The following is a 22,122-nucleotide window of genomic DNA, read 5'->3' on the forward strand; positions in this document are numbered from 1 at the left end:
GTTTCTAAGACCCTCACCCCTAGCCCCTCTCCCAAAAGGGGAGAGGGGAACAAGAAATTAGTCTTACTCCCCCTCTCCCTTGATGGGAGAGGGGGCTGGGGGGTGAGGGTTCCACGTAACATCAGTTATAAAGCAAAAAGCGCTCCAATGTTAGAGTATTAGAACTGTCTCTTCTTGTTGGCTCTCGAATATGGTTAACACTCTTCCCCAACAGATGACTAACGACATAGAAACGGACGACTGGACTCCACCCATGCCGCCCACAGACTTAATATTTGATGATGGAGAGCCATTGGAAACTAATCAACATCGGGTGGCGATGAATGTTTTGATTCGCTCATACCAACAATATCGAGGTGAGTCCACCGACTTTTATGTGGGTGGCAACATGTTCATCTATTACAGCACTACCCAAGTCAAAAATCGAGATTTCCGAGGACCAGATTTTTTTGTGGTCTTGGATGTGGATGGACAGCGCGATCGCCTAGGCTGGGTGGTCTGGGAAGAAGAAGGACGCTATCCAGACACAATTATCGAACTGATGTCTCCTAGTACAGCCAATGTCGATCTGGGACTAAAGAAACAGTTATACGATCGCGTATTTAGGACGCAAGATTATTTTGTTTATAACCCCTTTGAGCCTAATTCTTTACAAGGATGGCATCACCGAGATTCCTATCAAGCGATCGCGCCAGATGAACGTGGTTGGCTATGGTGTGAATCCTTGGGTCTATGGCTAGGTACTTGGGAAGGGACAATTGACCGCGAGACTTTAACTTGGTTGCGCTTTTATGACGCATCGGGAGCATTAGTGTTATTACCAGAGGAGACTGAGGCTCAACGGGCTGAGGCAGAAAGGCTCAGGGCTGAGACAGAAAAACTCAGGGCTGAATCAGAGAGGCTCCGAGCCGAGCGGTTAGCGACTCGCCTAAGAGAGTTGGGTGAAGATCCTGACAGTTTGTAGGGACACTAAGCCTTAAGACAAGACAAGGTAAAAGTAAAAAGGTAAAAGTAAAAATACATGGTCATCACAGTAGCAAAACTCCATAGCCTAGAAACATTTCTAGAACTACCTGAGACTAAACCCGCCTCAGAATTTATCAACAACAAAATCAGTCAAAAACCAATGCCACAGGGTAAACATAGCCTATTGCAAGGCACGCTTTGTGAAGTTATTAATCAAGTAGTTAAATTAAAGAAGATTGCGATCGCGTTACCCGAGTTACGCTGTACCTTTGGCGGCGCTTCAATTGTTCCTGATATTGCTGTATTGCGTTGGGAGCGTATTCCCCGTGATCCTGATGGACAAATAGCCAATAAAATTTTGACCTATCCTGATTGGACAATTGAAATTCTCTCACCAAGACAAAGCCCCAACAAGGTTTTAGCAAATATATTGCACTGCATCGAAAATGGTACAGAGTTAGGATGGATGCTTGATCCTGAGGAACAAAATATTTTTGTCATATCTAGCGATCGCCGCATTCAAATGTTCACGGTCGAGCAGTCTGTACCAGTTCTCAGTGGCATTGACTTAACTTTGACAGTTACACAGATTTTTGATTGGCTCAGTTTTTAAGACTCAAGCAAAGCCCAAAGTAGAATTGCGACGCAAAGCGTCGCGACTGTATAGCTATAGAATGGACTATAACCAAAGCTCTACAAACCATTCCATGTTCACCTTCGCACTGCCCAAAGGCTCACTATTAAAAGACTCGATCCACTTACTCCAAGGCGTGGGACTTGACTTTAGTGTTTTTCTTGATCCTGCAAACCGTCAACTGCAAATCTTAGATCCCACAGGAACCGCTAGAGCTTTGCTAGTCAGAGCGCAGGATGTGCCTGTATATGTGGAATATGGACAAGCCCAAGCGGGCATCGTTGGCGAAGATGTCTTGCGTGAAAAAACGCCAAAAGTTGCTAAATTACTAGACTTAGGCTTCGGCGGATGTCGGATGTCGATCGCAGTTTCAGGAGAGAGCCGCTACCGATCGCCTTTAGATCTTCCACCCCATAGCCGCATCGCCTCTAAATATGTTGGATGCGCCCAGACCTACTTTGACAGCATTGATTTACCTGTTGAAATTATTCCCCTGTACGGCTCCGTTGAGCTTGGACCAATTACAGGGATGGCTGAAGCGATCGTTGACTTGGTTTCGACAGGCAAGACCCTCAAGGATAACGGACTGATTGAAATTAAAGTTTTATATCAAAGCACAGCCCGATTGATTGCCCATCCGCTTAGCTATCGACTCCATAGCGATCGCTTTAGCAAACTGATGAGCCAAATCCAAGTTCCTACCTAACTGATGTTACGTGGATAGAATTTCTACGATCATCTAAGTCTAGGGCTTGCCCTGTGGCACAGCCCCTACAAAATCTAAATTATTGGGGTAGGGGCAATCCCCCCGTGGTTGCCCTGTCGTGCTAGCAGCAAGAGATTGATCATCTAAGTTCCACGTAACATCAGTACCTAAGCAAAAAAGAAGCGTTTCACGCTTCTTTTTTGCTTAATCGGATAATTTTTGCCATGCCGATCTCGCTGCTTTTTGGATGCGACTGACAGTTTTAGAGACTTTTTTCTCTATTTTCTTCTCGACATTTTCTAAAGCCTCATTCACCGACTCCACCGCCCAGCTATCAAACTCCTCAAGGCGATCGCGTACTGAGTCAACCTGTTTGTCAACATTTTTATGGGCTTTTTTAAAATTTTTGTCATACTGCTGTTGAGCGACATCAACAACCGTATGCAGGGTTTTCTCGATCTTGTGCTTGATATCTTTCGGTTTTTCTTTCGGTTTTTTGGACATCGGATTAACTCCGCGAGTGACGCACTGCAAAAGTATGAGTTTCATTTATCATATCGCTATAGCTTGAGTAGCAAGTACAGCCATGACACAAGATTTTAATGAAGATTTCTATCAACAGGGGTTGGCAAAGGCACAATCAGGCGATCGCTATGGCGCTATACAGGCTTTTAGCTGCGCGATCGCCGCGAGTTCTCAATTAGCAGAAGCCTACTATCAGCGTGGTTTAATCCTCTTTGATTTGGGCGATCGCCAAGGGGCGATCGCCGACTATGACCAAGCGCTCCATCTCAAACCTGATGCTATTGATGTATATATTGCTCGTAGTATTACTCATATAGCGATCGCGAATATTAGCGGCGCACAGGCTGACATTGCCCAAGCTCTAGAAATCAACCCCAAATCGGCGATCGCCCATCAGTTACTAGGCTTGACCTACAAACAACAAAATCAAATCGAAAAGGCGATCGCTACTTATAAAAAAGCTGCTAGTTTATTTTTAGAACTTCGTGATGAAGAAAATTGTCGTCGTTGCATCGAGAGCTATAAACCGCTAGAAGCTTTATTACCACCATCAACAGAAGATTTATTTGCAAATGTGCAGCAAAAAATTGACAAGAGTGATTATACAAATGCCCTGATCGATCTCAATTGGCTTTTACAAATTGAACCCAAAAATGTGAAGGCATTTTGCTTGCGGGGCTTAGTTTTGGGGAAACTAGGCGATCCCCAAAGTGCGCTCAAAGATCTTAATCAAGCGTTGTTTCTAGAGCCTCAAAACCCAGAAGTTCGCATCGGTCGAGGCAAAATTCGGGTAGAAATTGGGGACGCTCAAGGAGCGATCGCTGATTTTAATGAGTTACTCCGCGAATATCCCAGCAATAGTGAAATTTATAACCATCGCGCTAAAGCCTACCTCAAACTCAAAGACTATCGCACCGCGATTGAGGATTTTTCGCGATCGCTAGCTCTCACTAATCAAAATCCTCAACTTTATTGCGATCGCGCCGAGGCAAGATATGACTTTGGCGATCTCAAGGGGGCGATCGATGATTACCAACAGGCGGCAAATATTTGGTTTAACCAATCTCTCATGGATCGCTATCAGTATGCCATCACGCGCATCAATCTCTGGCAATCGGAACTGGAAAAACAAACCAAAGAGCAGAAGCGTCAACTTGCCAATGCTGCGGCTACTGTAGACTTGATGCAAATGCCAAGTTTAGAATTACAACAGCGTTTGCTTAGTTTAGTCGGCGGGAATATGGCGATCGCGCAGCGTCTGATCGATATTGCCAAACAAGAAAAACCAAACATGCCTGAAGTTTGGTATTGGCAGAAAGTGGTTTTCGATCTAGAAAGCGATCGGCAATAACCAAAAACAAAACGATATCTGCAATTATTTAGGTGATAGTTTCAGAAACAGTAATATTGAACCCGTGACCTTTCCGTTAAATAAAACCTATGCAAATTTAGCCCAGAGCAAACTGAACCATAATTTGCTGTTTACTTCCTGCTTCGACTAAGGGAGAAGGCTCCTTCTTATCCACAGGCATAAAATCCGACTTAACTAGCCGTACTAAATTGATGGCAGCATTAAAATCTCTGTCGCAAGTCCAGCCACATTCACAGCTATAAACACGTTCTGATAACAGCAAAACATCCTTTTTTCTGCCACAACAAGGGCATAGCTTCGATGATGGAAACCAACGATCAGCAACAATTAATTTACTGCCATAGAGATTCGTCTTATAGGTTAATTGGCGACTAGTTTCATAAAACCCGCTATCAGCGATCGCCTTAGACAATTTGCGATTAGATAACATTCCTGATACATTCAAGTCCTCAATCACTATTTCGCTGTGGTTTTTAGCTAATTTTGTAGTGAACTGGTGAATGAAATCTTTGCGAATATTAGCAATGCGAGCATGAAGTCTAGCAATCTTGATTTGAGCTTTGCGCCAATCATTAGAACCAATTTGTTTGTTGCGATTTCGCCATTGGAGTTTGGCTAACTTGATTTGCAATGCCTTAAATGGTCTTGGTGCGTCAATAGTTTCGCCTGTAGACAATTTGGCAAAACTAAGTAACCCAAGGTCAACACCAACAGGACAATCAGTTTGAATCTGTGGGCGCTCCTCAAGCTTCATCTTGAAAGAAATAAACCAACTATCGGCTTGACGGCTAATAGTGACATTTTTAATCGGTACTTGCGGCAATCGCTCATAGGTTCGTAATGTTCCGATAACGGGAACTTGGATACACTTATCCCCTTTGACTTTAATAATGCCATCGAGAGTAAATGAATCATGCCGTCCCTTCTTTTTAAATTTGGGCGGATTTGATACTTGCTTAAAACATCTGTCCCAAGCATTGCGTAGATCTCTTAAAGCATACTGAGGCGCACACTTTGATATTTCGTAGTACCAAGTATATTCAGGCTTTACTAGTTTGACTAGTAATTTATGCAGGTCAATGGCAGATGGAAATTTGATCTTGCTATCAGGATTTTTTTTGTTGTGATCAAGAATAAATCTTGTCGCACTTAGTCCCCAATTCCAAGCATGACGAGCTACACCAGCATGTTTTGATAGCATAGTTCTTTGTTTGTTATTGAGTTTAAGTTTTGTTTTAAACCCTAATAGCATTACAAGATCTGCCTACTAAACATTTAGTATATGAAATAAAGCCCTCAGCGAGATTTGAACTCGCGACCTTTCCCTTACCAAGGGAATGCTCTACCCCTGAGCCATGAGGGCATTTTTTAACGCTTTGTAATTATGACACAGCGGCGCACATTTGTTTCAAGCTCAGAAAAAATATTTTTATTGGGCTAAAATAGCTCGTAGCCTGATCAAGTATATACTGACTTTTTTTATGAATACAGCAAAAGCTTTATACGAAACTGACTTTAATCTTTGGCTGACGGAAACTGTCAATCTATTACGCAAAGGAGATATCGAGAAATTGGATTTGGAGAATCTTGCTGAAGAAGTTGAAGATATGGGGAATAATCGCAAAGATGCTTTGGAAAGTAATTTGATTAGGGTTTTGCAGCATCTACTCAAATGGAAATATCAACCTCAAAAGAGAACTAATAGCTGGAAAGCGTCTATTACTGAGCATTCTCTCCGTTTAACTAGAGCTTTCAAAAAGAGTCCTAGTCTTAAGCCTTATTTTGAAGATGTGTTTGCAGAATGCTATCAAGATGCGAGATTGATCGCGACTCAGGAGACAGGGCTGGATATTTTGGTGTTTCCAGAAATTTGTCCATTTGAGCGATCGGATGTTTTGAATCCTCAATATTTACCTGAAGATTGAAACAATAGAACCGTAGGGGCTTAGCATTTGCGCCACAATTTTTAAACCCACCACAGCAACATTGCTCCGCAAATGCTAAGCCCTCTCCGCTCTCACAGACAAATTGTCCCTGCGTTGCGAGGTTAGGGCTTAGCATTCCCGAATTAAGGTGATCTGAAAATTTATGGATTGCGACGGGAATGCTAAGCCCCTCCAAAAAATAAAAACAGCCTTGGAAATATTTCCAAGGCTGTGAAAAAGGGAGTGTAAATGAAGAAGGAAAATATGAAGGTCTATTGAACCTTGCGTTGATTGCTGTCCATAACTTTCTGAGTTTCTGGACCTGGTTGATAGGTATAACCCCAAGTTGCATCCTGACTGTCATCAATAATGCGAGGAGTAACAATAATGATCACTTCGCTCCGACTATTGCTGGAGACAGTTCTTCTAAATAAAGCTCCAATAATTGGAATGTCACCAAGAATAGGAACTTTCTGAACCGACTCTGAATCTGAATCACGAATAACTCCAGACAACACCAATGTTTGAGCATCGCGTAAGCGAATTCTTCCAGAGTTCAAGACTCGTTCAGAAATTGGAACTACAAAATTAGTTCCCGCAGAGGAAGTCAGAGGAACAGCATTTAAAGGTGTAGATATTCTTGGAGACACCGACAAATTGATAAATCCATTGTCATCAATTCTCTCGATTTGAATAGCAAGAGTTAAGCCAACCTGAGCAAAAGTTGCCGTAGTTGTTGTAGTTGCAGCGGTTCCAGGTGTAGTTGCCGCAGTAACAGTAGAAGTGATGTTATTGATAACTTGATCTGTCAACGCAATCGTTGCTGTCTCACCTTCTTGAACGGTTAGATTAGGATCAGTGATTACTTTAGCACTTCCATTTCTAATTGATGCAGTGAGCGAAGCAATGAATGCTGTTGGTAGTGTTATAGGATTATTACTACTAAGAGAAATTCCCAAGGTATTAGTACTGTCAATGCTGAGACCTTGCGTAATGGTTGGATTTCCATCAGTTGTAGTAAATCCACCTCCCACAGTCTGTCCATTATTGATAGCAACTTCAACAACACGCACATTGACAGTAACTTGTCTCTTCCGTAAATCAAGTCTGGCAAGTTGAGCTTCAGCATACTCTACTTGCTTAGGTGAGCCGACCAAAGTTATAGAGTTAGAACGTTCTTCGGCAATTACCTGCAAACCTTTTAGTAATGGAGTTGCTCCAGATTCAGGAGTAATGCTAACAGTCTCTAAAGTGGGAACAGCTTCAGTAGTAACATTGATGATTGCCTGAGCAGCAGTACCGATTGTAGCTGTCTGAACACCAGGAATAGGGCGTTGACGGCTGACAACACGGGAAGCCCCTAAACCAATCAAGTAAGCTGAGGCTTCACCAGTCGTTATTTGATTGAGTCGATAACTCTTGCTGACTAAGTTCTTCAGTGTTACAGGAAGTTTAGTTGCCACAAAGATGGTCTGACCAATGCGATTTGCTTCCAGTCCAGTGATTCTCAATACATTATTGAAGACATCCTGAGCAGTTTCATTCTCAATCGAAAGACTAACTGGCTGTTTAAGTCCTGTTGTTCCACCAGTCGTTGCTGCGGGAGCAGCGGCAGCCCCAGGCTCTACAGGAGCCTCTGCTGAAACTACACTTAAACCAGCCACACGGCCAATCAAAGTCAGAACCTCGATCGCAGGAGCATCACGCAAAGTAATTCTTGGAACACGTTCCGCCGTACCAAGCTCAATAATATCAGCCCGAAGCTTAGAAGAAGTTGTGGCAATATCACCAACAGGAGGAGTCCTGATTTGGCGGAAAGGTGGGACGACACCAGGTACACGGCCTGGCAATTGTGGAGTTACAGGGTTTGCAACAGGTGGCAATGGTCTATTGGGAGCAGTGCTTTGAGCAACACGAGTCTTTCCATCAGGATTCGTGATCGTCACCTTCGGCTCAAATAATGGCTGACCAACAGAAGAGCTAGTGGTGTTTTGAGCAATTAAAACTCGATCAGAATTAGAAGCATTTTGACTATTATTAATGACTCCAGCTTCAGAGGAATTAGCCGCAGAGATCGTACTAGCTTGTGCTACTGAGGGTTGCATCTCTAGGCTAAATACGAGGCTATCAGCAGTATCTTGACGCTTGATCAAATCCTTCAGCAGTTCTGGGTTATTAGTCGTAACCCGAATTTGCACCTTATTCGCCGCATACTGAGTCGCCTCGATCGCCGTAATTCCTGGTGCAGGATTCGCCTTCGCATAACTAGCATTACCATTACCTAACTGCAACTGAGCGCCGTTAAGTAGAGCCACCCATGCCTTGCCTTGCTTGGTATAGGTGACCTGAGGACGATCGCTACTAGCAAAGTTTAAAGTGAGGTTGAGGCGATCGCCTGCCACATCTGCATTGATGTCAGTAATCCGACTCGCTACCGCCACCACATCAGTTTGATTCGCAGAAATAGGGCTTTGGGTAGCATTTTGAGCGTGACTAGGCGAGATCGCCAAAACCTGTGGGCAAGTCGCAGCAATCAGAAACCAGCAAGCCAAAGACTTACCATTCAAATTCGCATTCAACCTATCATTCAATTTGGCATTCATAATTACACTCCTCTTGTCCCTTACGGAACTCAATACACTTAATCTTTAGTAGTAAATCTGTAGAAACTTGAACATGTCCTAATTAAAAGAACGACATAACCAAGACAGAATTGACGCGATTATGGTGCGAGATTATACCATACTTTGTCAATTTCAAATCAAAAAAATAATATGTCTGTAAGTTAAGACAATCAGCAATCAGTACATTAGCAAGGGGCTTAAGCCCCTTGTCGATATTTATTTTGGTGGCGCGGCAGCAGCAGCAGCAGCCTTAAGCTCCTCCTCAGTTTTTGGAACAAAAGCTTGCAGAGTAAAATCTGCTCCAATTAATGGCGGTAAGCTATCCAAAATTTCTTTTTCTTTGCCAGCCGCGATCGGGCGTGAAAACTTAAAAGTAGTAGTTGGTAAAGCCTTCTTAGTTAGTTTTAAATCTTTGACAATTAGCAAAGGTCTTAATCGCTCAATCCTCTGAATTGTATTCAACACATCTTCAAACTTGCCATCAAACCCAACCGTAAAAGAGTAGGTATTATACTGTGTTCCTACAACTGGTGCAGTGGGTTGGAAAGTCCTTAGAGTTCCTGCTAATTCATAGGAAAAATCTGGAGGTAGAGCAATCACAATTGTTTTGGGAATTTGCTCTTGAATATCGCGGATTAGCGTATCAATGTTATCTACATTTGGCAAAAGTGATAGAACAAATTTATTCTGCTGATTTGCCTCCTCAATTCTTTGAGCAATGTTGCCTTTGCTTGCCACTTGCCCTTCCAATGTCGTAACTTTAGTCTTTGTATCGGCAATGTTTTGTTGACCAGACTGCACTGATTCCCAGATTGGCATTACAGAGGTACTAGCCACATAAGCCGCTAGACCAACGCCACCAACTCCGATCAAGATACCTAAAATCTTTGAAGTAAAGGTGACACCAAATAGAGTTACACCACCTCCAATTTCTTCAATTCCTGAAGCAGCTCCAACGTTTGCCATTTTATTTGATTACTCCCTGTTGCTTTAATAGATTGACTCTGGTAACTAACCCATCAGATCCTGTCTTTTGGAGGTCAGGCAAGATCTCCGCAGGACTTTTTGAGGTAATAGCTGTGCGGATTTGGAAGTTGACCAAGTTAAAGTTTTTATCAGAAGTTGCTGGCTGCAAAGCGGATTGGACTAATACTGTGTCCTTATCCTCTAGTAAAGGCGAGGCTTTAAGTAACAATAGAAAGTCATTTAGTTCATTGTAGCTAGTTGCCTTGCCTGTCAGAGAGATAGTGGTTGTTGCACGCTCCGTAGCGGTTGCGGCAACTGATGCTTGGGTGATCGCCTCTACTTGAACTGTAATGGGAGTACGTTTTCTGATGTCATCAGCGATCGCACTCACAGGAAAATTACCAACAAACAGATTTACTAGTTCTCCAGTTCTAGCTACAATCGCCTGCAATTCATTTTCTTGAGCATTCAAAGCTGCAAGTTGACTGTTTAGTTGTGACTCCCTAGCACTTAAAGCTGAAAGTTCCTGTTGAATACCCTCATTTTGTGCGTTTAGAACCAAAAATGCGCCGCCAACTATAGCAAAGGCAACTACAGCCGCCGCACCACCATAGACTAAAAACTGGGAATCAGCGATCGGTGGACGTTCTGCTGATTGTGCTTCATCCGCAATGCGATCGCTTAAAAAATTAATATCAAGTGTATACATAACAACCTTTTAAACCTCCCTCAAACCTAGACCTAGAGCAACAGACATTGCCATGCGTTCCTCAATGGGAATGTCACCATCAACAGTGACACCAACCGCAGTAAGTGGATCAACTGCAATAGCAGCAATACCAAGACGTTGGCTGAAGAACTCATTTAATTGACCAATACAAGCACCAGGACCTGCAATCAGTAACTGCACAACATCAGAGCCAGGGGACTGACTAGTATAGAAGTCAATTGAGCGTCTTAGTTCATCGGATAGATCACCAACAACTCGCATAATAGCCGCATCACCTGGAGTGCCTCCGCCACCTGCGAGACTTGCTGTATCCATAGACTGGACAGGCACAACAGTCGAACTCAACATCTCCATATCCGTTGTCCGTCGTGGGGGGAGATTGATGGCTCGTAGTTGAGCGTTCTGGATTTGAGCAGTGCCAATGGGGAATGTTCGCGAAAATTGCGGAACCCCATCGACGGTTACAGTAATTTCTGTTGCTTCGTACTCAATATCCACGATCGCTACGGCTTCCGCTAAAGTACTAAATCTTGCTAGCTCATTGTGCATGGCTCGAATGAGGGCAAAACTACTAACTTCAACAACATCAACCTGTAGCTGTGCTATTTCCAAAGCTTGCATATAGCTATCTGTGACCTCTTTAGGTGTAGCCACCATCAGAATCTCTATTCGCTCGATACCGTCATCATCAAGAGCCGTACCCAGCTTTTGATAATCCACATCAGCATCTTCACGGGGAAAAGGTAGGTAGAGGCTAGCTTCTTGATTAAGAACCATTTCGCGCAATTCTAAATCAGGAATTTCCGCAGGTAGGCGAATCAGACGACTCACTGTCTCGCGACCAGGTAGAGCCGTGGCAACCTTCTTAACTTTTATTTTTTTGTCTGCTAGCAAACTGCGAATAACTTCTCCCAGCGCTACAGGATCGAGAATGCGTCCTTCTTCAACAGTGCCTTCAGGAAGCTCGACGCTACCATACGTCACTAGCTTGTAAGAAGATTGCCCCTTGCGGCGCAATTGAACTAGGTTTACTTTCTCGGAAGTGATTTCGATTCCGATGCCTTTCTTAGACTTTCCGCCAAATTTTAAGCCGAACATAAGCGTGTCTTTATGAGTTTTGTAGCTTTTGTAGCACTGGGCATACTAAACAATGGAGGGATTATAGACTGTAAGTGACCATTGTCAATAGGACAAGAAAAAAATAATCATCACCATTGCCATAGATGTCTGATTTTGCCTTGTTTCTTATAGACGATTTTGGACGTTTTAGCAAACAAAACATATATCTCCCAGAAATTCTCATTATGAAACCGATTTTGGTTTTGCCAGCGCCTATAGCTGTAGTCACTTGTCCTAGCTATCTCTTGCATTGCTATATAAAAAACAAAAACGAGAAGCATAGCTTCTCGTTTTTGTTTTTTATGGCTTTTAATTGCCGCCTCTTAGTTGAATTTGCTTGCTTTGGATTAGGCTTCTCAGTTGTGGATTTTGTTTCTGCTCTAGCGTAATTTGATTAAACTCTTTAGCCGTAAATCCATGCCGACAAATTTCTTCCTCACTATAGCTGCGTAGCTGATCACAAAGCACTTGCAAAAATTGTGGGGGAGACGCAAGATCGCAGACCCTAGTTTGTTTCGATTCTGCAAGACTAGCGACGGCACTCCAATTAGGGTTACTCTTAGCAGCTCTAAAAATTTCTAGACGTTTATTTTCGATCGCATTGGCGGCGGCGGCATAGCGATCGATATGGTCTTCGCCCAAGGTAACTTTGTTGAGAAAATTTTGTAAAGATGATGGTTTCACACAGGTTTCAGCAAATACAGCTAAGCGATTACCACTGATCATCGGCTCAACAATTGTGCCGATGACCATGCATAGACCAAATAGGCTAGTTAAACCTATCCCCTGACCTAGATATTTTTTTAAATGATCCTTAACATCACTTTGATCCGATGTTAAACCTAGATTTTGGGTTTGTTTATAGGCTAATTGCTGGAAATAAACCGAATGCCTCTGATACCAATTATTCATAATAAATCGCCAATCGTCAAAAATACTAAGGACGTAATCTTTTAGGGTTTTACGATTTAATAATTTGTTGTAGCAAGGCTAAGCCCCGTTACAACAAATTATTAAATCGCATGTCCCCATATCTAAAAATATTGACTCAAATAGGCTGATTTTGTTGCCGCAAATATGACTGAATGAAAGGCTCAAGCGCTCCATCCATAACATTTTGAATATTTGTAGTTTCTTCACCTGTGCGTAAATCCTTGACTAATTGGTAAGGATGAAACACATAGTTGCGAATTTGGTTACCCCAAGCAGCTTCCACCATATCTCCACGAATATCGGCGATTTTCTGAGCGCGTTGCTCTTGGGCGATAATCAGTAACTTAGCTTTCAGCAAGCGCATTGCAGTTTCTTTATTTTGTAATTGCGATCGCTCTTGTGTACAGCGTACTGAAATTCCTGTGGGCAAATGGGTAATTCGCACCGCCGTTTCCACCTTGTTGACGTTTTGACCACCTTTACCACCTGCTCTGGTTGTCGTGATTTCTAGTTCTTTCGGATCAATATCGAGATCGATATCCTCTTCTAGTAGTGGCATTACTTCCACACCAGCAAAACTAGTTTGGCGCTTGTCATTGGCATTAAAAGGCGAAATCCGCACAAGGCGATGAGTACCTTTCTCAGGCGCGAGATAGCCATAGGCATAACGTCCATGGACTAGCAAAGTTACGGACTTAATTCCCGCCTCTTCACCTTCAGAAATTTCCGAAATCTCCACTTTATAGCCTTGGGACTCACAAAAACGGGTATACATCCGTAGCAGCATTTCCGTCCAGTCTTGAGAGTCAGTACCACCAGCCCCCGCGTTAATTGTCAAAATCGCATCGTATTTGTCATACGTTCCTGACAGCAATTGCTCTAGATCCCAGCGATCCATTTCTTGCAGCATTTGAGTCAGGCTTTGTTTGGCTTCATTCGCCAGAGAGGGATCATCCTCAAGGATTAGCAGTTCCGCGATCGCCTCCAGATTTTCGATGGTTTGATGCCAGCGATCGAACTTTTCAAGGTAAGATTTCAGCGCATCTAGCTCGCGCATTGTTGTTTGGGCTTGGTCACTATTTTCCCAAAATTCGGGCTGAGCAGCCGTTTGTTCTAGGTCACTAATTTTGGCAGCGATCGCAGGTACGTCAAAGATAGTCCTGAGCAATGCTCAGGCGCTGAGATAAAATCTGGGTCTGGCGTGCGATCTCCGTAACATCCACTAAAATATTTCTCCGATATAGCAGTTTTTAATTAAGTATTGTATAGCAACCAAGGTAAGCGTTTTACCGTCATTCTTAAAGATGCAGCAATTCTCAGTATGAAGCTGATTTTGGTAGTTCCAGAGCCAAAGGCGCTGAAACTACCAAAATCGGTTTTTTGAAAGCCCGCCGTTGGCGGACTTTCAAAAAACCGATTTTTATAATGAGAATTGCTGCTAAAGGAGCTTGCTTTCGCCGTTAACTACAGATTAAGTTAAACGAATAAAATAAGAGTAACAATAAAAATATGTCAACTACAACACATGAAGAGTCTGAAATCAGTGTCAATCTTTCCTCTGACCACATGTTGGTAGTAACTGACAACAGTGGAACTCGCAAGATCAAGCTAGTTGCTAGTCAATATACAATCGGTCGTGAAACTGATAATACCGTGCATCTTGACTCCGATTTTGTCTCGCGATATCACGCCATCTTACGAAAGGTACATCATCGCGATCGCCTTGATACTTATCGGATTATTGATGGTAGTGCTTCTGGTAAACTCAGTAAAAATGGGATTGTCTTAAACGCGATCCACAAAGTTTCTTCCTACGATCTGCAAGACGGTGATATTGTCACTTTTGCGCCTGATGTTCATATTCTGTATCTTGCGCCGAAGTTAATTTAAAAAATAGGGCAACTTAAAGACTAGGTTTTAATAAACTCATTGAATGTACATTTTGTAACTGCACAGATGCTCCACAAATTGCAGAGATTCGCGAACTTTTGAGAAAAACTCTATAATTCAATCCGTTTGTAGAGTAAAGTAGAGCGAGATTAAACCAAATGCCTACCAGTAGCATATACTTTTCGCTGGTAAGCCACATCTACTTCTTTTTTTGGTGAGCTAATGAGCGAAATACACGTTAGTCACACGCTATTAATCACAGATGCGAGAGGTAGTAGAAAACTCGCACTTGATGGCTTAAAGTATACGATTGGGCGGGATGTGAATAATGATATTCAGCTTTATTCGCGGTTTGTTTCTCGTCAACATGCCGTGTTGCTGCGTGTACCTGGGGAGGGAGGGCGCTATTTATATCGAATTATTGATGGCGATCTTTCTGGAAAGCCCAGTGTCAATGGCGTAATTATTAATCATCATATGAAGGTTGCCTCTTCCTATGATTTGCGTAATGGTGATGTGATTACGCTTGCCCCAAATGTGGAATTGACTTATTTGAGCAGCCAAACTTAAGAGCCTGTTTGAAAAGTCTTGACTTTCGCTAAAAATACTAATTGATCCCCCCTAGCCCCCCTTACGAAAGGGGGGAAAAGATTAAAAAAGTCCCCCTTTTTAAGGGGAATTAGGGATATCAAAACTTTTTAAATAGATTCTAAGTAAAAGGGCGCAAAGCGCCCTTTTACTTTTTTACAGCAAATAAACACTGCTCTGCGTTTATTTGTCATGTTTTTGATGACACTTTTGCTGACGATTTCTAGTTCGTGAGTTTTAGGGTGAGATGAAACAATGTTGTGAAATACATCCGCAATTTGGCTTGATTGCAGCATATATGGCAATTGTTTTATCCCTTCAAGAAAACATAGACTTGCTGCTTTTTTTAGCCAAGTTAGCGATCGCTATAGGCTCAATCGCAATTACGCTGTTGTTAATATTTTGGTTTCGACTCAAGAAAATTGAAAAACGCATCTACCAAAAACGCAGACAGCTAAAGTCAAGATTTACACAAAATATTACTCAACAAATCCCCCACAAAATATTACCAAAGCACCCAAAATCCCTAGGTGCAACTCAAGTTATTGCTCATCGTCCGATGGCAAAGCGATCGCCACAGACTCAGGTTTATCTATCAACTGCGTACCCAAAACCTTTAAAAAAATCTAAGAAACGCTCTAGTCGCGTTCATTTGCATTGGTTATGGGCGATCATGCTCGCCAGCATGACAGGTATGGCGATCGCCTTGATGCAGCTAGGTAATAGTTTTGTCAGTCCTGAATACATGCCAATTATTTGGTTATTAATTGGTGTAACACTAGTCATGAGTGCCACTTTTATCGAAATTGCCTAATTTACAGCGCTTTGCGCTCAAACTAAAACCAAGAAATCCTTTGAAAGTGTTGCTTCGCAACACTTTCAAAGGATTTCTTGGTTTTGGGGTAAAAGCCAAAAGAAGAGTGGCGGCGCTTTGCGCCGCCACTCTTCTTTTGGCTTTTGTTGGTGAAAATGCGCGACAATGATATCCCGTAAGAATTGCGGCAACGCTAAAAAATATTTGGGACGATCAGTATGCGACGTGCGGTTTTATGTGGATATTACGGAATGGGGAATGGTGGCGATGAGGCTTTGCTTGCCACATTGTTGCAAATGCTGCCCAATGATGTCCAACCGCTTGTCTTGTCTGCTAGTCCCAGAGCTACCGAAAATTTGCATCAGGTCGAAGCTAGCGATCGCTATTCAGTATTTGCATTGCTCAATGAACTAAAGCGATCGGATTTATTTATTTGGGGCGGCGGTAGCTTGATGCAGGATGCCACAAGTGCCAGAAATCCGATTTATTACGGAGGATTGATGGGCTTGGCGCAGGGGATGGGACTACAAACGATCGCTTGGGCGCAAGGTGTGGGACCACTCAAACGCAAAATGAGTAAATGGATTGCCCGACGTGCTTTTCAGGGATGTGCATCGGTGTCTGTACGCGATCCCCAATCAGCACAATTATTAGCCGACTGGCAAGTTGCGAGTATCGTTGCGCCCGATCCTGTATGGGCTTTGTCGGCAACTCCAGTGAATATGGATCGTGATTTATCGAAAATCCGTGTTGCGGTAGTTTTGCGATCGCATCCTGAGCTAACTTCTTGTCGCATTGCTACGATTACTGAGGCTTTGCAAAAGTTACAGATGCAAACCGAGGCGCACATTTTACTAATTCCCTTTCAGCCATCTCAAGATAAGGCGATCGCCCAAGCAATTTGTGATGCACTCAATGAAAAACTACCAAATCATAGCCAAATCATTATCCAAAAAGATCCCCGCCGCCTCAAGGGAATTTTTAATGGTGTGGATTTGACGATTGCGATGCGGTTACATGGATTGATTATGGCGGCGGCTGAGGGTAGTCATTGTTCGGCAATTAGCTATGATCCGAAGGTTTCTTATTTGATGAAAGATTTAGGAACCTCTGGTTGGGAATTAGGGGATTTGCCAGAAGATGCTCAGTTAATTGCCGATATTTGGGTTAATAATCTCGAAAATCGCGATCCGTTATTAAGCGATCGGGTGCAGCAATTTAAACAGCAAGCTTTGATTCATCAAAAAATTTTAGCCTAAACCCGAACAAGAGTCGTCGCTTCGCGACGACTCTTGTTAATCTTGTACACAAAAGTCTCTCTACCTACGTTTCGATTTATCTAAGCCCCCTAAATCCCCCAAAATTGGGGGACTTTGAAAAAATATTATTTTCTTGTTCCCCCAGAATTGGGGGCTAGGGGGCAGTTAGTTATAGCTATAGCCAGCTCAAACCCAAATAGTGTGAGGCGGCGCTTTGCGCCGCCTCACACTATTTGGGTTTTGATTTGTCCTAACAAGAATATTGATTGGCGGCGCAGAGCGCCGCTACTCAGTTCTTGGGTTTTATGTATTAGTACATTTGGCGATCGCCCCAAATTTTGAAAACCTTGTGTACATGGAATTGTGATAACTTAGAGTACTGCAAACAACATTTTAGAGATATTTTCGGCAACGAGCAAAACTCTAAGCTCCTCGAAATGTTGCCCTAGAAATCCAAAACAAGCTTACTTAATATGGCAGACATTACAACCCAACAAATTCAAGAATTACGTGCGAGAACTGGCGCAGGTATCAAAGACTGTAAAGCAGCCCTCGTTGACTCCAATGGCGATTTCACCAAGGCAACCGAATACCTAAGACAAAAGGGGCTAGCCTCTGCTGTTAAAAAAGCAAGCCGTGCTGCATCTGAAGGAATCGTCCATAGTTATATCCACTTTGGTAGCCGCATTGGTGTGCTAGTCGAAGTTAACTGCGAAACTGACTTCGTGGCGCGTCGCGAAGAACTCAAAGAACTAGCTGACAGCGTAGCCAAGCAAATTGCTGCTTGCCCTAACGTCGAATACGTCAGTGTTGCCGATATTCCTGCGGCTTTTGTAGAAAATGAAAAGCAAATCGAAGCAGGTAAGGATGACTTGGCTAGCAAACCAGCCGCGATTCGCGACAAGATTGTACTAGGTCGCATCGAAAAGCGCTTGAAAGAATTGTGCTTACTCGATCAGCCTTACATCAAAGATCAAAGCATTACCGTTGATGAGTTGGTTAAGCTAACTGGTACTAAACTCAGCGAAAACGTTAAGGTTCGCCGCTTTGTACGCTTTGTTGTTGGCGAAGAAGTTGCTTCGACAACCCCTGAAACTCCCGCTGCATAATTTGCTCATAAATAATTATTTTGGGGTAGCGCGGCGATGCCGCGCTACCCCAAAATAATTAGCAATCCTAAATGGTTTGTGAGAGTGCGCCCCGAAGGGGCGCACTCTCACAAACCTCCAAGATCTTACAAATCATTTAGGATCGCTATACCCCTAATATTGACACGAAAAAATAGTGTGAACTACGATGCTGGTGCGTATTGATCAAGATATTCGCAATATCCAACAGGCGATCGCTGATGTGATCAGTCGTATCGATGTTATTCATATTGAGTACTCTCAGGCGATCGCTCAAGCCGTACAGCAACAAATTTTGCTGACCGTATTTAAGTTTTGCACCCAAAAATGCCCTGATGCATTTCTAGCGCTATCCCTATCAGCACGCCAAAACTTGCAAGAAGCTCTCCGCAAAACAATCGCATCACTTTGTGAGCAGATGCAAAAAACTCTCGAAGAATGCGATCGCGACAGTCGCACCAATCAAGAAAATCTTGATACTCTACTCAGCAAGCTCCTCAATGAAAGTATGGAGACACTGAACCATCTCTTAGTCGAGCATAAAGTTTTAAACCCTGACGAAAACAAGACTAAAGATGATAAAAATACGCAGATGAGTATTCGTCTCGCTGAAATTGAGTTTACTGATCGCAAAGTTATGTCCCATCGCGGCGAGATGCGAGTTTTATCAGCAAGGCTAGCGCATTTGCACAATGAGCTAGAAAAGAAATATCAACAAAAGACGATCGCGGAAGCAGAATTAGCATGGCGATCGGCATGGGTGGAATAATGACCAAAAATCGTGTAGTTTACCGTGAGTTCGGCACACCTGAAGAAGACGATTCTGAGCAAAAAGAAATCGATCTGCCACCACAGCAACAAAATCCGCGCATTCAAGTAACAAGGCGGGGCAAAGGTGGCAAGACGGTAACTGAGGTCACAGGTTTTCAGACGACGACCGAGAATTTGGCAAAACTGACTAAGCAGTTAAAAAATCAATGCGGGACGGGTGGTACATGCAAGGAGCAAGCGATCGAAATTCAAGGCGATTGCAGTCAGAAAATTTTGCAAATCTTGCTGGGTTTAGGTTACAAAGCCAAAATAAGCGGTAAATAAAAAAGAGGTCGCAATGCGACCTCTTTTCTATTTACCGTTGTAAGCACCCAAAAACTTGGTTTGCCGTTAGTTGTAATGACATCTCATCTAAAAAAGTCAGAGGATGTTCGCCGCTAACAAGTTTGAGGGGCTGATTCGGGCGAAAAATCATGATTACTTGTTCTTGGCTATCAATTAACCAACCAAGTTTTGATCCTTCCGCCAAACAAGCTTGAATTTTTGAGATTAGTTTGGTTGTGCTTTGGTCAGTCGAGAGAATCTCAATTAGCCAGTCTGGAGCGCCTTGAATTGGCTCATTACTGGATGGGATGCGACTTTGATGAATGATGGTTATATCTGGCACAATAGAATTTTTGCTCAAGATACAGCGCAGTTCTGGAAAAGCTTCATAGGAGCTATTGGCATTGTCGATCGCTCTAACTAAATACTTTTGCAAAAGGCTGTGGTAAAAGGTAGGCATCGGCTTTTGCAGAACTTGACCGTTAAGAAATTCCCACGCTGGGGATTCTTCAATATTGGGGAGTTGAGAAAACTCATCTAAAGTTACTGGATGAAGGGCTGCTAGAACCATAAGCCACTTATCTCAAGACTAATAATCTCAACTTTATCACATCCATACAGCGCAAAGCGCTGTATGAAAACCCAAAAAAACTTTTGAAAGTGCAGCTTTGCTGCACTTTCAAAAGTTTCTTTGTACTACTTAAATGTGAAGCAAGGTGGCTTTCACAAAAGGCATTGCCTTTACTTTAGATGCCAACATTCACGGGCAATTTCCCAATCTTCTTGGGTGTGAATCACTAAAACTCTTACCAATGATTCAGGCATTGCAATATCTACGTCCATCAACCTCTGATCGTTCTTATCTAAATCCAGTTTCAGTCCTAAAAACTCAAATCCTGCACAAGCTCTCTCCCTAACTAAAGGAGCATTTTCGCCAACGCCTGCGGTGAATACTAGGACATCTAATCCACCGAGACTTGCGAGCATTGAGCCGATATGCGATCGCAGGCTATGCATATAGACATCAAAGGCTAGTTGCGCTTGCTGATTACCTTCAGCGATCGCCTTGAGAACTGGGCGAAAATCCGCAGACATTCCTGAAATACCCAATAGCCCAGATTCACGATTGAGGATGCGATCTAGTTTCTCCACATCCATGTCAGGCTGGCGTAATAAATGGATGAGAATCCCTGCGTCAATGGAACCAGAGCGGCTACCCATTACCAAACCTTCAAGGGGAGTAAATCCCATCGTCGTATCAATACTCTGTCCATTCCGAATGGCAGCTAATGAACATCCATTGCCTAAATGACAGGTGATTAAGCGTAAATCTTCGGCTTTGCGATTGAGAATACTTGCGGCGCGATCGCGGCAATATTGGTGACTAATACCATGAAAACCATAACGGCGAATCCCTTGCTCTGTATATTTCGTAGGGATTGCGTAAGTATAGGCGGCAGGAGCTAAATGAGCATGAAAAGCAGTGTCAAACACAGCAACTTGCGGAACATTCCCAAACACTTTTTCGGCAGCGATAATCCCTTCCAAATTGGCGGGATTATGTACTGGTGCAAAGATAGCTAATTTAGCGATCGCTTCTTTCACCTCATCATTAATGATCGTACTTTGACGATATTCTGCGCCACCATGCACGACTCGATGCCCGATAATATCGACTTCTGAAGGGCTTTTGAGAACTGGATCTTCCCCACTCCACAGGGTTTCCAGCATATGCGTAATAATCTCAGATCGAGAAGTTGCGGCAATTTCCTCTTCGAGAACTTTGCCATGTTTTGGTTTAACCTTGATTTCAGCAAATCCTTCGTGGTGTGTCCAGTCGATACTCGCTTCCCAAATTGGTTCAGGTGGGATATCAGGCAAAGCACCGTCTAAATCGTACAGACAACTTTTTTGGCTACTCGATCCTGCATTCAGAACTAATATCTTCATAACTCAATCGGAATCTCCTATTGGTGGATGTCGGTTAATGGCTACCCCTTTACGACCAAAGAATTAGTGGTGCGCCGCGCTATTAATTCTTTGGTCGTAAAGGAGGATATCTGTAATCCAAATGTTAATTGAGCAATCACGTTATACCAAAGCACAAAACGGCATAGCTGTTTTGTGCTTTAAAAACTCAGTCAGGGTTTTTAAAGCACAAAAGTATGGCGACACTTTTGTGAATTGGTATTACAGTCTAAAGCATTCACTATGGCGCGTCCTGTTGGTGTAATACAGCAATTGCCGATCAAACGAACCACAAGAGATGTTTTGAAATTGTTGCAATGCAACAATTTCAAAACATCTCTTGGTTTGGGTTTGAGCGCAATGCGCTGTAATAATTGCAGTCTATCGTTAGACTAGACGAAATGATCTGGCTAGTGATCGCTTTTGCAAGTAGCTAGGCAAAATAAATTACAAAGCAAAACCCGTAAAGTTGCGCCCCGAAGGGGCGCAACTTTACGGGTTTTGCTTTGTAATTTATTTTGCACAAGTACTTATAGTCATTTTGCGCGATCGCACACTTTTGGACTTTGATGATTTCGATGAAGTTATGCCTCATGGTGGATTTCTGCTTTGTGGTTTGTTTTCATCTAGAGTCAAAAAGTCATGTGTAGAAATCATAACGAAATTGGGTTTACATAACTATTGCTTCTATAATTTATATATCGATACATATCAATATATAGGACTTGTCGGCAAGATTTCTCAAAGACGATGAGCTATACTTTAAACGGGTATAATCTGAGCTTTTTTGAGATTTTGGAAACGGAGAGTGAGTAGCGATAGCAGTTCTTTTTTATGGTTAATATGAGCGTTCTCAATACATGAAGAAATAGCATCCTGAA

24 protein-coding genes and 1 tRNA gene are annotated in these 22,122 nt (G+C 42.9%); 14 read left to right on the top strand and 11 right to left on the bottom strand.

All coding sequences use genetic code 11. From position 1 onward, the window contains the following. Nucleotides 1-190: 190 nt before the first annotated feature. From VB775_RS09345 to hisG, 3 genes are all read left to right on the top strand, one after another. Nucleotides 191-964, top strand: a complete 774-nt coding sequence (locus VB775_RS09345; protein WP_281006720.1) for a Uma2 family endonuclease — start codon at nt 191-193, stop codon at nt 962-964. 57 nt (nt 965-1,021) lie between these two features. Beyond that, entirely contained in the window at nt 1,022-1,579 is a 558-nt protein-coding gene (locus VB775_RS09350) for a Uma2 family endonuclease (RefSeq protein ID WP_281006719.1), read from the top strand. A 94-nt stretch (nt 1,580-1,673) separates the two neighbouring features. After that, nucleotides 1,674-2,306: an ATP phosphoribosyltransferase gene (hisG, locus tag VB775_RS09355; protein WP_281006718.1), complete on the top strand. Its 633-nt coding sequence runs from the start codon at nt 1,674-1,676 to the stop codon at nt 2,304-2,306. A 204-nt stretch (nt 2,307-2,510) separates the two neighbouring features. On the opposite strand, the gene VB775_RS09360 is transcribed toward hisG, so the two are convergent. Continuing rightward, nucleotides 2,511-2,810, bottom strand: coding sequence for a hypothetical protein (locus VB775_RS09360; RefSeq protein ID WP_281006717.1), 300 nt, complete (start codon nt 2,808-2,810; stop codon nt 2,511-2,513). An 82-nt stretch (nt 2,811-2,892) separates the two neighbouring features. On the opposite strand from VB775_RS09360, the gene VB775_RS09365 reads away from it, so the two are divergent. After that, nucleotides 2,893-4,182 carry a tetratricopeptide repeat protein gene (locus VB775_RS09365; protein WP_281006716.1) on the top strand — a complete coding sequence of 430 codons (1,290 nt, stop codon included), beginning with the start codon at nt 2,893-2,895 and terminating at the stop codon, nt 4,180-4,182. Nucleotides 4,183-4,279: 97 nt separating this feature from the next. On the opposite strand, the gene VB775_RS09370 is transcribed toward VB775_RS09365, so the two are convergent. Then, nucleotides 4,280-5,455 (bottom strand): RNA-guided endonuclease InsQ/TnpB family protein, encoded by a 1,176-nt coding sequence (locus tag VB775_RS09370; protein ID WP_281006715.1) that lies wholly within the window; start codon nt 5,453-5,455, stop codon nt 4,280-4,282. 39 nt (nt 5,456-5,494) lie between these two features. Continuing rightward, nucleotides 5,495-5,566: transfer RNA gene (locus tag VB775_RS09375), tRNA-Thr, on the bottom strand. A 118-nt stretch (nt 5,567-5,684) separates the two neighbouring features. Here VB775_RS09375 and VB775_RS09380 point away from each other — a divergent pair. Beyond that, on the top strand, nt 5,685-6,128 hold the full coding sequence (locus VB775_RS09380) for a DUF29 domain-containing protein (RefSeq protein WP_281006714.1): 444 nt from the start codon (nt 5,685-5,687) through the stop codon (nt 6,126-6,128). A 272-nt stretch (nt 6,129-6,400) separates the two neighbouring features. On the opposite strand, the gene VB775_RS09385 is transcribed toward VB775_RS09380, so the two are convergent. The 6 genes from VB775_RS09385 to prfB all read right to left on the bottom strand — a co-directional run bounded on the left by VB775_RS09385 (nt 6,401) and on the right by prfB (nt 13,723). Then, complete coding sequence (locus tag VB775_RS09385; RefSeq protein ID WP_281006713.1) at nt 6,401-8,731, bottom strand: secretin N-terminal domain-containing protein; 2,331 nt, start codon at nt 8,729-8,731, stop codon at nt 6,401-6,403. 237 nt (nt 8,732-8,968) lie between these two features. Further along, complete coding sequence (locus tag VB775_RS09390; protein ID WP_281006712.1) at nt 8,969-9,718, bottom strand: hypothetical protein; 750 nt, start codon at nt 9,716-9,718, stop codon at nt 8,969-8,971. Between the two features lies 1 nt (nt 9,719). Further along, nucleotides 9,720-10,427, bottom strand: a complete 708-nt coding sequence (locus tag VB775_RS09395; protein WP_281006711.1) for a PilN domain-containing protein — start codon at nt 10,425-10,427, stop codon at nt 9,720-9,722. A 9-nt stretch (nt 10,428-10,436) separates the two neighbouring features. Continuing rightward, a complete protein-coding gene (gene pilM / locus VB775_RS09400) occupies nt 10,437-11,546 on the bottom strand; it encodes a type IV pilus biogenesis protein PilM (RefSeq protein ID WP_281006710.1) in 1,110 nt (369 codons plus the stop codon). A 330-nt stretch (nt 11,547-11,876) separates the two neighbouring features. After that, nucleotides 11,877-12,479, bottom strand: coding sequence for a DUF4168 domain-containing protein (locus VB775_RS09405; protein ID WP_281006709.1), 603 nt, complete (start codon nt 12,477-12,479; stop codon nt 11,877-11,879). A 136-nt stretch (nt 12,480-12,615) separates the two neighbouring features. Further along, nucleotides 12,616-13,723, bottom strand: a protein-coding gene (gene prfB / locus VB775_RS09410) for a peptide chain release factor 2 (protein WP_281006708.1) whose coding sequence is annotated in 2 segments (ribosomal slippage) — nt 12,616-13,650 and nt 13,652-13,723 — 1,107 coding nt in all. Because the reading frame shifts where the segments join, the coding sequence is not laid out codon by codon here. A gap of 38 nt (nt 13,724-13,761) precedes the next feature. Between prfB and VB775_RS09415 the strand changes: the two genes are divergently transcribed. The 9 genes from VB775_RS09415 (at nt 13,762) to VB775_RS09455 (ending at nt 19,273) form a co-directional block, all read left to right on the top strand. Then, nucleotides 13,762-13,884, top strand: a complete 123-nt coding sequence (locus VB775_RS09415) for a hypothetical protein (RefSeq protein WP_281006707.1) — start codon at nt 13,762-13,764, stop codon at nt 13,882-13,884. A gap of 125 nt (nt 13,885-14,009) precedes the next feature. Beyond that, a complete protein-coding gene (locus VB775_RS09420) occupies nt 14,010-14,390 on the top strand; it encodes an FHA domain-containing protein (RefSeq protein ID WP_281006706.1) in 381 nt (126 codons plus the stop codon). Between the two features lie 222 nt (nt 14,391-14,612). After that, nucleotides 14,613-14,960, top strand: a complete 348-nt coding sequence (locus VB775_RS09425; RefSeq protein WP_281006705.1) for an FHA domain-containing protein — start codon at nt 14,613-14,615, stop codon at nt 14,958-14,960. Nucleotides 14,961-15,276: 316 nt separating this feature from the next. Next, complete coding sequence (locus tag VB775_RS09430) at nt 15,277-15,792, top strand: hypothetical protein (RefSeq protein WP_323216743.1); 516 nt, start codon at nt 15,277-15,279, stop codon at nt 15,790-15,792. Further along, nucleotides 15,785-15,961 (top strand): hypothetical protein, encoded by a 177-nt coding sequence (locus tag VB775_RS09435; protein WP_281006703.1) that lies wholly within the window; start codon nt 15,785-15,787, stop codon nt 15,959-15,961. Before VB775_RS09430 ends, VB775_RS09435 begins: the two co-directional genes overlap by 8 nt. A 49-nt stretch (nt 15,962-16,010) precedes the next feature. Then, entirely contained in the window at nt 16,011-17,051 is a 1,041-nt protein-coding gene (gene csaB / locus VB775_RS09440) for a polysaccharide pyruvyl transferase CsaB (RefSeq protein ID WP_281006702.1), read from the top strand. 473 nt (nt 17,052-17,524) lie between these two features. Beyond that, nucleotides 17,525-18,160: a translation elongation factor Ts gene (gene tsf / locus VB775_RS09445; RefSeq protein ID WP_281006701.1), complete on the top strand. Its 636-nt coding sequence runs from the start codon at nt 17,525-17,527 to the stop codon at nt 18,158-18,160. A gap of 187 nt (nt 18,161-18,347) precedes the next feature. Next, the gene (locus VB775_RS09450) at nt 18,348-18,947 is read left to right on the top strand and encodes a hypothetical protein (RefSeq protein WP_281006700.1); all 600 of its coding nucleotides are present in this window, start codon (nt 18,348-18,350) and stop codon (nt 18,945-18,947) included. Continuing rightward, the gene (locus tag VB775_RS09455) at nt 18,923-19,273 is read left to right on the top strand and encodes a translation initiation factor (protein ID WP_281006699.1); all 351 of its coding nucleotides are present in this window, start codon (nt 18,923-18,925) and stop codon (nt 19,271-19,273) included. The genes VB775_RS09450 and VB775_RS09455 overlap by 25 nt, the downstream gene beginning before the upstream one ends. 31 nt (nt 19,274-19,304) lie before the next feature. On the opposite strand, the gene VB775_RS09460 is transcribed toward VB775_RS09455, so the two are convergent. Both VB775_RS09460 and VB775_RS09465 read right to left on the bottom strand, forming a co-directional pair. Next, on the bottom strand, nt 19,305-19,844 hold the full coding sequence (locus tag VB775_RS09460; protein ID WP_281006698.1) for a Uma2 family endonuclease: 540 nt from the start codon (nt 19,842-19,844) through the stop codon (nt 19,305-19,307). Nucleotides 19,845-20,014: 170 nt separating this feature from the next. Continuing rightward, nucleotides 20,015-21,223, bottom strand: coding sequence for an acetate/propionate family kinase (locus tag VB775_RS09465; RefSeq protein WP_281006697.1), 1,209 nt, complete (start codon nt 21,221-21,223; stop codon nt 20,015-20,017). Between the last annotated feature and the right edge of the window lie 899 nt (nt 21,224-22,122).

It is taken from the genome of Pseudanabaena sp. CCNP1317 (assembly GCF_034931345.1).
Lineage (GTDB): Bacteria > Cyanobacteriota > Cyanobacteriia > Pseudanabaenales > Pseudanabaenaceae > Pseudanabaena > Pseudanabaena galeata.